The sequence below is a fragment of the Cellulosimicrobium sp. CUA-896 genome (assembly GCF_001942335.1).
GTDB lineage: Bacteria > Actinomycetota > Actinomycetes > Actinomycetales > Cellulomonadaceae > Cellulosimicrobium.
This window is the reverse complement of the sequence record NZ_MKKH01000078.1, coordinates 1-13,607: the sequence shown is the minus strand read 5'-3', so window position 1 is coordinate 13,607 and position 13,607 is coordinate 1. Positions and strand designations below refer to the sequence as shown.

The 13,607-nt window shown below is 66.8% G+C and carries 7 protein-coding genes, 3 rRNA genes and 2 pseudogenes; 4 read left to right on the top strand and 8 right to left on the bottom strand.

The features are described from left to right. Positions 1-40 precede the first annotated feature (40 nt). The 4 genes and pseudogenes from BJF88_RS16985 (at position 41) to BJF88_RS23950 (ending at position 2,695) form a co-directional block, all read left to right on the top strand. Positions 41-1,427, top strand: a pseudogene (locus tag BJF88_RS16985) (deoxyribodipyrimidine photo-lyase). A gap of 169 nt (positions 1,428-1,596) precedes the next feature. Beyond that, positions 1,597-1,962 (top strand): helix-turn-helix transcriptional regulator, encoded by a 366-nt coding sequence (locus BJF88_RS16980; protein ID WP_075829662.1) that lies wholly within the window; start codon positions 1,597-1,599, stop codon positions 1,960-1,962. After that, positions 1,959-2,117 (top strand): annotated as a pseudogene (locus BJF88_RS23955) (hypothetical protein); the annotation flags it as partial. The gene BJF88_RS16980 and the pseudogene BJF88_RS23955, both read left to right, overlap by 4 nt. Before the next feature lie 14 nt (positions 2,118-2,131). Next, positions 2,132-2,695 (top strand): SRPBCC domain-containing protein, encoded by a 564-nt coding sequence (locus BJF88_RS23950; protein ID WP_369824672.1) that lies wholly within the window; start codon positions 2,132-2,134, stop codon positions 2,693-2,695. Positions 2,696-2,758: 63 nt separating this feature from the next. Here BJF88_RS23950 and BJF88_RS16970 read toward each other — a convergent pair whose 3' ends face one another. The 8 genes from BJF88_RS16970 to BJF88_RS16935 form a co-directional block, all read right to left on the bottom strand. Next, the gene (locus BJF88_RS16970; protein ID WP_075829661.1) at positions 2,759-3,433 is read right to left on the bottom strand and encodes an Ltp family lipoprotein; all 675 of its coding nucleotides are present in this window, start codon (positions 3,431-3,433) and stop codon (positions 2,759-2,761) included. A 622-nt stretch (positions 3,434-4,055) separates the two neighbouring features. Continuing rightward, positions 4,056-4,661, bottom strand: a complete 606-nt coding sequence (locus tag BJF88_RS16965) for a GNAT family N-acetyltransferase (protein ID WP_255372138.1) — start codon at positions 4,659-4,661, stop codon at positions 4,056-4,058. Positions 4,662-4,665: 4 nt separating this feature from the next. Further along, positions 4,666-6,171 carry an Asp-tRNA(Asn)/Glu-tRNA(Gln) amidotransferase subunit GatB gene (gatB, locus tag BJF88_RS16960; RefSeq protein WP_075829660.1) on the bottom strand — a complete coding sequence of 502 codons (1,506 nt, stop codon included), beginning with the start codon at positions 6,169-6,171 and terminating at the stop codon, positions 4,666-4,668. After that, on the bottom strand, positions 6,168-7,703 hold the full coding sequence (gatA, locus tag BJF88_RS16955; RefSeq protein ID WP_075829659.1) for an Asp-tRNA(Asn)/Glu-tRNA(Gln) amidotransferase subunit GatA: 1,536 nt from the start codon (positions 7,701-7,703) through the stop codon (positions 6,168-6,170). Before gatA ends, gatB begins: the two co-directional genes overlap by 4 nt. Further along, positions 7,703-7,999, bottom strand: a complete 297-nt coding sequence (gene gatC, locus BJF88_RS16950; protein WP_075829706.1) for an Asp-tRNA(Asn)/Glu-tRNA(Gln) amidotransferase subunit GatC — start codon at positions 7,997-7,999, stop codon at positions 7,703-7,705. Before gatC ends, gatA begins: the two co-directional genes overlap by 1 nt. 104 nt (positions 8,000-8,103) lie before the next feature. After that, a 5S ribosomal RNA gene (rrf, locus tag BJF88_RS16945) occupies positions 8,104-8,219 on the bottom strand. Positions 8,220-8,322: 103 nt separating this feature from the next. Then, positions 8,323-11,428: ribosomal RNA gene (locus BJF88_RS16940) — 23S ribosomal RNA — on the bottom strand. Between the two features lie 636 nt (positions 11,429-12,064). Continuing rightward, positions 12,065-13,588 (bottom strand): 16S ribosomal RNA (locus BJF88_RS16935). Together the 16S, 23S and 5S rRNA genes form the textbook arrangement of a ribosomal RNA operon. Positions 13,589-13,607: the final 19 nt, after the last annotated feature.

The window sequence follows — 13,607 nt, the reverse complement described above, 5'->3', positions numbered from 1 at the left end:
TCCACCGGCGGGGGTTACCTGCGACCGTTAGCGTGACCGGATGGCCACGACTGCGTCCACGATCTGGTGGTGCCGGCGCGACCTGCGCCTCGGCGACAACCCGGCCCTCGTCGCGGCCGTCGAGGCCGCGCGCGCCGCGGACGGCGACGTCGTCCCGCTCTTCGTCCTCGACCCGCGCCTGTGGGCCGCCGCCGGCGCACCGCGCCGGTCCTACCTCGCGCGCAGCCTCGCCGCGCTCGACGAGGCCACCGGGGGCCGGCTGGTCGTCCGGCACGGTGACCCGCGCGACGTCGTCCCCGCGGTCGCGCGCGAGGTCGAGGCGGGTGAGGTGCACGTGGCCGCGAGCTTCGAGCCGTACGGCGTGCAGCGCGACGCGGCGGTCGAGCAGGCGTTGCCCGACGGCGGCGGCCGCCTCGTGCGCACCGGCTCGCCCTACGCGGTCGCACCAGGCGCGTGCTGACCCGCCAGGGAGAGCCGTACAAGGTGTTCACGCCGTTCCGCGACGCGTGGGTCGAGCACGGCTGGCGCGACCCCGCACCACGCCCCCGGTCGGTCCCGTGGGCCGACGCGCGGTCCGACGGCCTCCCGGAGGACCCCGGCACCGAGGCAGACCTGCCGCCCGCGGGCGAGGCCGCGGCGCGCCACCGGTGGCGCACGTTCCTCGAGGACCACCTCGCCGGCTACGCGCGCGAGCGCGACCGCCCGGACCGCCCGGCGACGTCGGTCATGTCCGTACCGCTCAAGTGGGGCGAGGTGCACCCGCGCACGCTGCTCGCCGACGTGCGCGACGCCCTGCACGAGGGTGCGCCCTCCGACGACGCGCTCGCCTACCGGTCGGAGCTGGCCTGGCGCGAGTTCCACGCCGACGTGCTGTTCCACCAGCCGGTGCGGCGCACCGCTCGCTGCGCGACGTCGTGCCCGAGGACGCCTGGGCGAGCGGCGACGTCGAGGACGAGCATCTCGAGGCGTGGGCGGCCGGGCGCACCGGGTACCCCCTGGTCGACGCGGGCATGCGTCAGCTGCTCGGCGAGGGGTGGATGCACAACCGCGTGCGGATGGTGGTGGCCTCGTTCCTCGTCAAGGACCTGCACGTGCGCTGGCAGCGCGGCGCGGCGCACTTCATGGCGCACCTCGCCGACGGTGACGTGTCCCAGAACCAGCTCAACTGGCAGTGGGTCGCCGGCACCGGACGCGACGCCGCCCCCTACTTCCGGATCTTCAACCCGGTGACGCAGGGCAAGAAGTTCGACCCGGACGGTCGGTACGTCCGCCGCTGGGTTCCCGAGCTGCGCGGCGTCGAGGGGCCGCGCGTGCACGAGCCGTGGAAGCTGCGCGAGCAGCCGCCCGGGTACCCCGCGCCGATCGTCGACCACGCCGAGGAGCGTCGCGTCTCGCTCGACGACTTCGAGCGCGCCCGGCGTCGCTGACGCTCGTCCGCCGCCGCGGCCCGCGCGGTGCGGCCTGCGCGCCGCACCACCACGGGGGCCGTTGGCCTTCTTCACAACCAAGGGGTTGACGACGTTGCGGCGCCCGGCGTACCGTCGATGACAACCGGATGGTTGATGAACCCGCCGGGTGTACGACGAAGGAGGACCGGTGAGCGCCGACCCGCTGTCCCGCGTGTTCGCGGCCCTGGCCGACCCGACACGTCGGGACATGGTGGCCCGCCTCGCGTCGTCGGACGCGACGGTGGGCGAGCTCGCGCAGCCCTACGACATGTCCGTCCAGGCGGTCTCCAAGCACCTGCGGGTGCTGCAGGACGCCGGCCTGGTCTCCCGCACGACGGACGCACGCCGCGCCCCCGTGCAGCTCGAGGCGGAGGTGCTCGATCTCATGACGAGATGGATCGAGCGGTACCGGCGGCAGGCCGAGGACCGCTTCCGCCGCCTCGACGACGTCCTGGACGGGTTGCCCGACCGAGCGGGCCGCCCGGAGATCGCGACGAACGGAGAAGCATCATGAGCACCACCGGCACCCACGAGACCGAGATCGTCCTTCCCACCGACGTCCCGAGCGTGCGCCTCGTGCGCGAGTTCGACGCACCCGCGGCGACGGTGTTCCGCGCCCACACCGACCCGGACCTGTTCGCCCGCTGGAACGGGCCCCGGGGCCTCACGCAGCGCAACGAGCAGTGGGACGTCCGGACCGGCGGCGCGTACCGGTACGTCCACGTCGACGCGACGGGTCCGAGTACGCGTTCTTCGGAAGCGTCCACGAGGTCCGGCCGGACCGGCTCATCGTCCAGACGTTCGCCTACGAAGGGTTCCCTGACGGCGTCTCGCTCGACCGCCTCGAGTTCGAGGACCTGCCCGACGGCCGGTGCCGCCTCACGTCGACCTCGCTGGTCGACTCGTTCGAGGGGCGCGACGCGTTCGTCGCGAGCGGCATGGAGGTCGCGTCCGCGAGGGCTACGAGAAGCTCGACGAGCTCCTCGCCGCGACCGCCTGAGCGCGAAGACGAAGCGACTGCGTCCGCGATGGAGCGAAGCCCGGCAGTGATGCTGCCGGGCCTCGCGCGGCCAGGCCACACCAAGGACGGTGATCCGCTGCTTGTGTCGAGAGCCGTCTCCGACCCGGCTTGCGGTTTGGAGCGAGAGCCGAAAGGTCCGTTCGAACCTCGCTCGTCACGCCATTGCGACTTCACCGTGATGACGAGATTCCTGTGGTCGAAGAGTAATGACATCTGTCGGCAGTGAACCGACCCGTCGGGCCCGTTGCATCTCAAGCTGGTCGCACAAGCGCGTAAGGGTCGAAATCGTCTACAGCCCTGTTGTACTCACGCCGTACTCGGCCTGTTCCGCAGTGAAGCCCTCGAAGACGAGTTGGTCGATCAGCCCAAAGCGGGAGAAGGACGTGTATTCGAGATAGTTCGCAGCGCTTGCTGCGGCCTGAGCATTCCAGTCGACGCCACCTTCGCTCTCGAGGCGCGCGATCCCGAACTCGGCATCGCCCGTGCTGAAGCCTTCGAACTCGAGCTGGTCGATGAGGCCCGAGCGAGAGAATGCGGAGTAGTCGAGGTAGTCCGTTGCCGAGCGGTACGCGTTCTGCTGAGCCACTGAGCCGATTCGAGCAGCCTCGGCCGCGGCCGCCTCGGCCGCGGCGGCTTCCTCAGCTAGGCGTTCCTCCTCTGCAAGACGCTCTTCCTCCGCTTTCGCTGCCGCCTCCGCTTCTTCCGCAGCTCGACGCTCCGCCTGTTCCTGCTCATCGAGGGCGGCTTCCTCCGCGGGTTCCGCTTCCTCGCGCGCGTCCGCTGTCGTCACCGGAGCGGCTGCGATGTCGTCCGGGGTCCCGTCACCGGCACCGTTCAGCGCCCCGATGGCCGCTACGAGCAGGACGAAGGCCCCAACCGCTGTCAGCAACTTGTGCCGAGCAAACCACGACTTCTTCTCGAGTGTGTTGCTCGCCGGATCGTCTTTCGCGGAGTCCCTCTTCACGCCGGCGGACGAGGGCGCCGGTGCTTCCGGCGACGTGCCCGTGTCCTCGACCCAGAACTGCCACCCTTGCGGAGCCGGCCCCCATGATGGGTCCGGGATCCAGCCCGGCGGCGGGTTCCATCCCGCAGGCGGTGGTGGCCAGTTGGGCGGGGGGTTGTATCGCGCTGACATAGACGCTCCATTGCGTTGAAGAGGCAAAACCGTGATGTGCAGTCTGGCACTAGGTTCTCTTCACGTGTACAGGGGCAACCGGGCGAAACGGCCGCAATGAAGGGTGAAATCGAGTCGTCGATTGATCGCGTCGTCGAACGAGTGACTTCATGCCAATGCCGCGACTCAGGTGGGCGTGCCATGGCTGCGCCGCCCCAGAAGACCTCAGTAGAGGCATGGCGGCGCGCACAACGCACCTACCATTGGAGATGCAGGAGCGCTGAACTGAAGTACTGCCACGCGTCGTCGCGGCCCACTCCAGCGGGACGGCGACCAGGCGCGCCGACGAAGCACTCGCTCTGGCGTGACTCGCGCGCGCCGGCACCGGGGGCGCTCTTACAAGAGGCCGGCGGACATCGGGGCCCAGCGGCAATGCCGCCAGGCCCCGACGCAGTGATCGGCTGGGAAGGTCTCAGGCCGAGCCCAGACCAGCCCGGAACTCGTCCTCGAGGATGCTCATCACCGTCGCGTCCGCCCAGCCGTCGCCGTCGCGGTAGACGTCGCGCAGGCGGCCCTCCTCACGGAAGCCGAGCGACTCGTAGAGCATGCGGGCGCGCGGGTTGATGCTCAGCACGTCGAGGCTGACCCGGTGCAGGTGCGGCCCCTCGTGCCGGACGCCGTCGACGTCGGTCGACCCGTCGAACGCGAACCGCAGCACCTCGAAGATGGCCTCGCGGCCGTAGCCGCGCCCGCGGTAGTTCGGCAGCAGGGCGAGACGCAGGTTCGCCGAGCGGGCGTCGGGATCGAGGTCGTTGAGCACGATCTCGCCGATCATCTCGTCGCTGACGAGCTGGCCGTCACGGATCGCGCCGGCAGTGATCGCCCAGTCGAACCGCCCCTCACGGTCGCCGACGGTGGCTGCCCATTCGTCGACCTGCGGGCGCGTGAACGTCGCGGTGGTGCCGGTCAGACGGGTCGACTCCGGGTCCTGGAGCGCCTCCCACATCCGGTCGGCGTCACCCGCCACGATCGGCCGCAGCCGCACCATCTCGCCCAGCAGCACAGGGCCACGTGTCACGCGATCACCCGATCCGCTCGAGCACGAGCTCGCGCACGCGCCCGGCGTCCGCCTGCCCGCGGGTCGCCTTCATGACCGCGCCGATGATCGCGCCCACCGGGCCGAGGTTGCCGCCGCGCACCTTCTCCACGATGTCGGGCTGCGCGGCGAGCGCCTCGTCGATCGCGGTGAGCAGGGCACCGTCGTCGGAGACGATCTCCAGACCCCGTGCGGTGGCGACCTGCTCCGGGTCCCCCTCGCCGGCGAGCACGCCCTCGAGCACCTGCCGCGCGAGCTTGTCGTTGAGCCGCCCCGCGTCGACGAGACTCTGGAGCTGTGCGACCTGGGCCGGCGAGACCGCGAGGTCGGCGAGGTCCACCCCGTCCTGCTTCGCCCGGCGGGCGAGCTCGCCCATCCACCACTTGCGCGCGCCGGCCGGGCTCGCGCCCGCGGCCACGGTCGCCTCGATGAGGTCGATCGCCCCGGCGTTGACCACGTCGCGCATCTCCGCGTCCGCGTAGCCCCACTCCCCCTGGAGCCGCCGACGGCGCGCCACCGGGAGCTCGGGCAGGGCTGCCCGGATCTCCTCGACCCACTCGCGCGGCGGTGCGACCGGCACGAGGTCGGGCTCGGGGAAGTAGCGGTAGTCCTCGGCGTCGGACTTCACACGGCCCGAGGTCGTGATGCCCGTGTCCTCGTGCCAGTGCCGCGTCTCCTGGACGATGGCGCCGCCGGCGTCGAGCACCGCGGCCTGGCGCGAGATCTCGTAGCGCACGGCGCGCTCGACGGACCGGAACGAGTTGACGTTCTTCGTCTCGGTGCGCGTGCCGAGCGGGGAGTCCGGGGACGGGCGCAGCGACAGGTTCACGTCGGCGCGCACGTTGCCACGCTCCATGCGGGCCTCCGACACGTCGAGCGCGCGGAAGATGTCGCGCAGCGTCTGGACGTACGCGCGCGCGACCTCCGGGGCACGGTCGCCCGCACCCGTGATCGGTCGCGTGACGATCTCGACGAGCGGGATGCCCGCGCGGTTGTAGTCGACGAGGGAGTACTCGGCCCCGTGGATGCGCCCGGTCGCGCCGCCGACGTGCGTGTTCTTGCCGGCGTCCTCCTCCATGTGCGCGCGCTCGATCTCGACGCGGAACACCGTGCCGTCCTCGAGCTCGACGTCGATCCAGCCGTCGTGCGCGATCGGCTCGTCGTACTGCGACGTCTGGAAGTTCTTCGGGACGTCCGGGTAGAAGTAGTTCTTGCGCGCGAACCGGCAGCTCTCGGCGATCTGGCAGTTGAGCGCGAGCCCGATGCGGATCGCGTACTCGACCGCCCTCCCGTTGACGACCGGCAGGGCTCCCGGCAGGCCGAGCGACACGGGGGTCACCTGGGTGTTCGGCTCGGCGCCGAAGCTCACCTCGGCCGGGCAGAACATCTTGGTGACCGTGCCCAGCTCCACGTGCACCTCGATCCCGATGACCGGGTCGTAGCGACGCGTCGCGTCCGCGTAGTCGACGAGGTCGACGGTCGTGGCGGTCATCGGCTCATCCCTTCCAGCTCGGTGGTCGGCAGCGCAGGGGCACGGTCGAGCAGCGGCCCGCCCCACCTCGTCTCGAGCGCCGTCTCGAGGGCGGCACCGACCCGGTACATGCGGTCGTCGGCCTTGGCCGGCGCGAGCACCTGGAACCCGACGGGCAGGCCGTCGTCCGAGAGCCCCGCCGGCACCGACATCCCGGGCACCCCGGCGAGGTTCGCGGGGATGGTCGCGACGTCGTTGAGGTACATCGCCAGCGGGTCGTCGAGCTTCTCGCCGAAGCGGAAGGCGGTCGTGGGCGCCGTCGGCGAGACGAGGACGTCGACCTGCTCGAACGCCGCGGCGAAGTCGCGCTGGATGAGCGTGCGAACCTTCTGGGCGCTTCCGTAGTAGGCGTCGTAGTAGCCCGCCGACAGCGCGTACGTGCCGAGGATGATGCGCCGCTTGACCTCGTCGCCGAAGCCGGCCCCGCGCGTCGCGGCCATGACGCGCTCCGCCGTGACGGGGCCGTCCTCCGGCTCGACCCGCAGGCCGAACCGCATGCCGTCGAACTTGGCGAGGTTGCTGGACGCCTCGCTCGGCATGATCAGGTAGTACGCACCGAGCGCGTAGTCGAAGTGCGGGCAGGAGACCTCGACGACCTCGGCCCCGAGGCCCTGCAGCACATCGAGCGACTCGGCGAAGCGGGCGCTCACGCCCGCCTGGTACCCCTCGCCGCTGAGCTCCTTGACGACCCCGACGCGGACGCCCTGCAGGTCACCGGTCGCGCCACGGCGCGCGGCCTCGACGAGCGCCGGGACCTTCTCGCGGATCGACGTGGAGTCGCGAGGGTCGTGGCCGCCGACGAGCTCGTGGAGCAGCGCGGAGTCCAGCACGGTACGTGTGACGGGGCCCGCCTGGTCGAGCGACGACGCCATCGCGATGAGCCCGTAGCGGGACACGCCGCCGTACGTCGGCTTGACGCCGACCGTCCCGGTCACCGCGCCCGGCTGCCGGATCGAGCCGCCGGTGTCCGTGCCGATCGCGAGCGGCGCCTCGAAGGCGGCGACCGCCGCCGCGGAGCCTCCGCCCGAGCCGCCGGGGATGCGGTCGAGGTCCCACGGGTTCCGCGTGTTGCCGAACGCGGAGTGCTCGGTCGACGAGCCCATCGCGAACTCGTCCATGTTCGTCTTGCCGAGGATGGGAAGCCGCGCGGCGCGGATCCGCTCCACGAGCGTCGCGTCGTACGGGGGCACCCAGCCCTCGAGGATCCTCGAGCCGGCGGTCGTCGGCATGCCCCGGGTGACGACGACGTCCTTCACCGCGATCGGCACGCCCGCGAGCGGGTGCAGCTCCTCGCCCGCCGCGCGCCGGGCGTCCACGTCCCGCGCCGTCGCGAGCGCGTCGTCGGCGTTGACGTGGAGGAAGGCGTTGACCGCGCCGTCGACGGCAGCGATCCGGTCGAGGTGAGCCTGCGTCACGTCCACGCTGCTCACGTCACCCGCGTCGAGGCGTGCGGCGAGGTCCGCGGCGGACCGCCGCGTCAGGTCGTCGGTCATCATTCCTCCCCGAGGATCTGCGGCACCGCGAAACGGCCGGCCTCCGCCGACGGCGCGGCGGCGAGGACCTCCTCGACCGGCAGCGCAGCCACCGGGACGTCGTCCCGGAAGACGTTGGTCAGCGGGAGCGGGTGGCTCGTCGCGGGGACGTCGGGCGTGGCGACCTCGCTGACCTTGGCGATGGCGTCGACGATGACGTCGAGCTCGCCCGCGAGCCGGTCCAGCTCCTCGGGTCGCAGGTCGATGCGGGCCAGCGCGGCGACGCGCGCGACCTCGTCTCGAGAGATGGTGGACATGCTGGCCATTCTAGAGGGGCGCCGGCGCCCCGACAGGGGCGCACGGAACCGGGTGCGGACATGCCGAAGGCCCACCCCGTGGGGTGGGCCTTCGGTGAAGGGTTGTCCGGCGGCGTCCTACTCTCCCACCCCGTCTCCAGGGCAGTACCATCGGCGCTGAAGGCTTAGCTTCCGGGTTCGGTATGGGACCGGGCGTTTCCCCTTCGCTGTGACCGCCGTAACTGTATGGAACCGTGTCAATCCCGGGCACCGCCCCCGCGTGTGGGGGTGGTGGGTTGGTGGTTCGGGAACCGCACAGTGGACGCGTAGCAAAGTGTTGAGTGGGTGTGAAGTTGTCGGCTGATTAGTACCGGTCAGCTGCACGGGTCGTTGGTCCCCGTTTCCACGTCCGGCCTATCTACCAGTGTTCTGCTGGGTGCCTCCCACCCCGTGGGGTGTGGAAACCTCATCTTGAAGCAGGCTTCCCGCTTAGATGCTTTCAGCGGTTATCCCTTCCGAACGTAGCCAACCAGCGGTGCTCCTGGCGGAACAACTGGCACACCAGAGGTTCGTCCGTCCCGGTCCTCTCGTACTAGGGACAGCCCTTCTCAAGTTTCCTGCGCGCGCAGCGGATAGGGACCGAACTGTCTCACGACGTTCTAAACCCAGCTCGCGTACCGCTTTAATGGGCGAACAGCCCAACCCTTGGGACCTACTCCAGCCCCAGGATGCGACGAGCCGACATCGAGGTGCCAAACCATGCCGTCGATATGGACTCTTGGGCAAGATCAGCCTGTTATCCCCGGGGTACCTTTTATCCGTTGAGCGACGGCGCTTCCACAAGCCACCGCCGGATCACTAGTTCCGACTTTCGTCCCTGCTCGACCTGTCAGTCTCACAGTCAAGCTCCCTTGTGCACTTGCACTCGACACCTGATTGCCAACCAGGCTGAGGGAACCTTTGAGCGCCTCCGTTACATTTTAGGAGGCAACCGCCCCAGTTAAACTACCCACCAGGCACTGTCCCTGGTCCGGATCACGGACCGAGGTTAGACATCCGAAGCGGCCAGAGTGGTATTTCAACGTTGACTCCACCCGCACTGGCGTGCGGGCTTCATAGTCTCCCACCTATCCTACACAAGCCGCACCGAACACCAATACCAAGCTATAGTAAAGGTCCCGGGGTCTTTCCGTCCTGCTGCGCGTAACGAGCATCTTTACTCGTAGTGCAATTTCGCCGAGTTCGCGGTTGAGACAGCGGAGAAGTCGTTACGCCATTCGTGCAGGTCGGAACTTACCCGACAAGGAATTTCGCTACCTTAGGATGGTTATAGTTACCACCGCCGTTTACTGGGGCTTAAATTCTGAGCTTCACCCTTACGGGTTGACCCGTCCTCTTAACCTTCCAGCACCGGGCAGGCGTCAGTCCGTATACATCGTCTTGCGACTTCGCACGGACCTGTGTTTTTAGTAAACAGTCGCTTCTCCCTGGTCTCTGCGGCCGTCCACGCTCCCACCGCGAGGGTGTTCACGTTTCGGGCCCCCCTTCTCCCGAAGTTACGGGGGCATTTTGCCGAGTTCCTTAACCACGATTCGCTCGATCGCCTTGGTATTCTCTACCTGACCACCTGAGTCGGTTTGGGGTACGGGCGGCTAGAACCTCGCGTCGAGGCTTTTCTTGGCAGCATAGGATCACCCGTTTCGCGCGTGTGCGCTCACTATCAGCTCTCGACCTGTGTGCCGGGCGGATTTGCCTACCCGACGGTCTACGGCCTTGGACGTGGTCTACCATCGCCACGCCGGGCTACCTTCCTGCGTCACCCCTGTTATTACGCTTACCTACTACCGGTTCGGGTCCCGCGCGCCCCCGCCCGGTGACCCCGAAGGGTCGGTGGGCGGGTTTGGGCGGTCAGCATCACCGGGCTCGGTATGGGCGGTTCTTCGCCGGTAGGAGAATGTCAACTCCTTGTCCATCGACTACGCCTGTCGGCCTCGCCTTAGGTCCCGACTTACCCAGGGCGGATTAGCCTGGCCCTGGAACCCTTGGTCATTCGGCGGACGGGTTTCTCACCCGTCTTTCGCTACTCATGCCTGCATTCTCACTCGTGTGGCCTCCACCGCTGGGTTCCCCCGCGGCTTCACCGCCCACACGACGCTCCCCTACCCACCTGCGCCCCTGGACCACGAAGGCCTGGGTGTCGCGCAGGTGCCACGGCTTCGGCGGTGTACTTGAGCCCCGCTACATTGTCGGCGCGGAATCACTTGACCAGTGAGCTATTACGCACTCTTTCAAGGGTGGCTGCTTCTAAGCCAACCTCCTGGTTGTCTGTGCAACTCCACATCCTTTCCCACTTAGCACACGCTTAGGGGCCTTAGCCGGTGGTCTGGGCTGTTTCCCTCTCGACTACGGAGCTTATCCCCCGCAGTCTCACTGCCACGCTCTGGCTTACCGGCATTCGGAGTTTGGCTGACGTCAGTAACCTTGTAGGGCCCATCGGCCATCCAGTAGCTCTACCTCCGGCAAGAAACACGTGACGCTGCACCTAAATGCATTTCGGGGAGAACCAGCTATCACGAAGTTTGATTGGCCTTTCACCCCTAACCACAGGTCATCCCCCAGGTTTTCAACCCTGGTGGGTTCGGTCCTCCACGCGGTCTTACCCGCGCTTCAACCTGCCCATGGCTAGATCACTTCGCTTCGGGTCTAGACCCAGCGACTCATACGCCCTGTTCGGACTCGCTTTCGCTACGGCTTCCCCGCACGGGTTAACCTCGCCACTGAGCACTAACTCGCAGGCTCATTCTTCAAAAGGCACGCTGTCACCCCAACCAAGGAGGCTCCAACGGATTGTAGGCACACGGTTTCAGGTACTATTTCACTCCCCTCCCGGGGTACTTTTCACCTTTCCCTCACGGTACTGGTCCGCTATCGGTCACTAGGTAGTATTTAGGCTTAGCAAGTGGTCTTGCCGGATTCACACGGGATTTCACGGGCCCCGTGCTACTTGGGATCCCCTTCGGGAGGCCGCGCCATTTCGTCTACCGGACTGGCACCGTCTGTGGTCCGCCTTTCAATGCGGTTCGACTATGACACGGCTTTCTCACTCCCCGGCGGACTGTCAGATCCACCAGAAGGGTCCCACAACCCCGGACACGCAACGCCTGACAGCTGTCACACGCGCCCGGTTTGGCCTCATCCGCTTTCGCTCGCCACTACTCACGGAATATCTCTTCCTGCCGGTACTGAGATGTTTCACTTCCCGGCGTTCCCTCCACGCACCCTATATATTCAGGTGCGGGTCGCACGACATGACTCGTACGGGGTTCCCCCATTCGGAAACCCTCGGATCACAGCTCGTTTGCCAGCTCCCCGAGGCTTATCGCAGGCTACCACGTCCTTCTTCGGCTCCTAGTGCCAAGGCATCCACCCTGTGCCCTTAAAAACTTCAACAACCACAACTACTATTTCGCAGAGACCAAGAAACATCACCCACCGGCCCCCGAAGGAACCCGCGGGATCCGCATCTTGATCACTTCAAAGATGCTCGCGTCCACTGTGCAGTTCTCAAACAACCAACGACCCCGACCCGCACCCGGACCCGCCTACCCACCCCAGGCCCCCCGGCGCACCGACCCCTCAGGTCCAGCACTCGAGGAAGGGCGAGCGGTTCGTGATCCACGGACCGACCCGTACCAGGCACCACCACCAACCGTGGCCGGCGACCTGAGGACCCAACAGTGTGCTCGACGACCCCGCACCCCTGCCGCCGTGAGGTTCCACCACACCCACCCACACCACACAGGTGCGGGCCGGCGCAGGTACTGACACCAGCGCAAGGACACGAGCTCCTTCGTCAACGTTCCACCCATGAGCAACCACCCCCACACGCGAACGGCGTGGGCCGTGGCCACCACACCCAGCACCCCGAAGGGGCGCCGCGTGCGCTGTGAGCTCCTTAGAAAGGAGGTGATCCAGCCGCACCTTCCGGTACGGCTACCTTGTTACGACTTAGTCCCAATCGCCAGTCCCACCTTCGACCACTCCCCCCGGCGAACCGGTTGGGCCATGGGCTTCGGGTGTCCTTAGAAAGGAGGTGATCCAGCCGCACCTTCCGGTACGGCTACCTTGTTACGACTTAGTCCCAATCGCCAGTCCCACCTTCGACCACTCCCCCCGGCGAACCGGTTGGGCCATGGGCTTCGGGTGTTACCGACTTTCGTGACTTGACGGGCGGTGTGTACAAGGCCCGGGAACGTATTCACCGCAGCGTTGCTGATCTGCGATTACTAGCGACTCCGACTTCATGGGGTCGAGTTGCAGACCCCAATCCGAACTGAGACCGGCTTTTTGGGATTCGCTCCGCCTTACGGCATCGCAGCCCTTTGTACCGGCCATTGTAGCATGCGTGAAGCCCAAGACATAAGGGGCATGATGATTTGACGTCATCCCCACCTTCCTCCGAGTTGACCCCGGCAGTCTCCCATGAGTCCCCGGCATAACCCGCTGGCAACATGGGACGAGGGTTGCGCTCGTTGCGGGACTTAACCCAACATCTCACGACACGAGCTGACGACAACCATGCACCACCTGTGCACGAGTGTCCAAAGAGACCACCATCTCTGGCGGCTTCCCGTGCATGTCAAGCCTTGGTAAGGTTCTTCGCGTTGCATCGAATTAATCCGCATGCTCCGCCGCTTGTGCGGGCCCCCGTCAATTCCTTTGAGTTTTAGCCTTGCGGCCGTACTCCCCAGGCGGGGCACTTAATGCGTTTGCTGCGGCACGGAACTCGTGGAATGAGCCCCACACCTAGTGCCCAACGTTTACGGCATGGACTACCAGGGTATCTAATCCTGTTCGCTCCCCATGCTTTCGCTCCTCAGCGTCAGTTGCGGCCCAGAGACCTGCCTTCGCCATCGGTGTTCCTCCTGATATCTGCGCATTCCACCGCTACACCAGGAATTCCAGTCTCCCCTACCGCACTCTAGTCTGCCCGTACCCGATGCAAGCTCGAGGTTGAGCCTCGAGTTTTCACACCAGACGCGACAGACCGCCTACGAGCTCTTTACGCCCAATAATTCCGGACAACGCTTGCGCCCTACGTATTACCGCGGCTGCTGGCACGTAGTTAGCCGGCGCTTCTTCTGCAGGTACCGTCACTTGCGCTTCTTCCCTGCTGAAAGAGGTTTACAACCCGAAGGCCGTCATCCCTCACGCGGCGTCGCTGCATCAGGCTTGCGCCCATTGTGCAATATTCCCCACTGCTGCCTCCCGTAGGAGTCTGGGCCGTGTCTCAGTCCCAGTGTGGCCGGTCGCCCTCTCAGGCCGGCTACCCGTCGTCGCCTTGGTAGGCCATCACCCCACCAACAAGCTGATAGGCCGCGAGCCCATCCCCAACCGAAAAACTTTCCAACAACCCCCATGCGAGGGAAGCTCATATCCGGTATTAGACGCCGTTTCCAGCGCTTATCCCGAAGTCAGGGGCAGGTTACTCACGTGTTACTCACCCGTTCGCCACTAATCCACCCAGCAAGCTGGGCTTCATCGTTCGACTTGCATGTGTTAAGCACGCCGCCAGCGTTCGTCCTGAGCCAGGATCAAACTCTCCGTAAAAGAACAACGCCCACCACCA

Excerpts from the sequence above, each read along its gene's own strand:
- gatB (WP_075829660.1), bottom strand. The coding sequence starts at position 6,171 with ATGACCGCCACGACCGTCGACCTCGTCGACTACGCGGACGCGACGCGT.
- gatC (WP_075829706.1), bottom strand. The coding sequence starts at position 7,999 with ATGTCCACCATCTCTCGAGACGAGGTCGCGCGCGTCGCCGCGCTGGCC.
- gatA (WP_075829659.1), bottom strand. The coding sequence starts at position 7,703 with ATGACCGACGACCTGACGCGGCGGTCCGCCGCGGACCTCGCCGCACGC.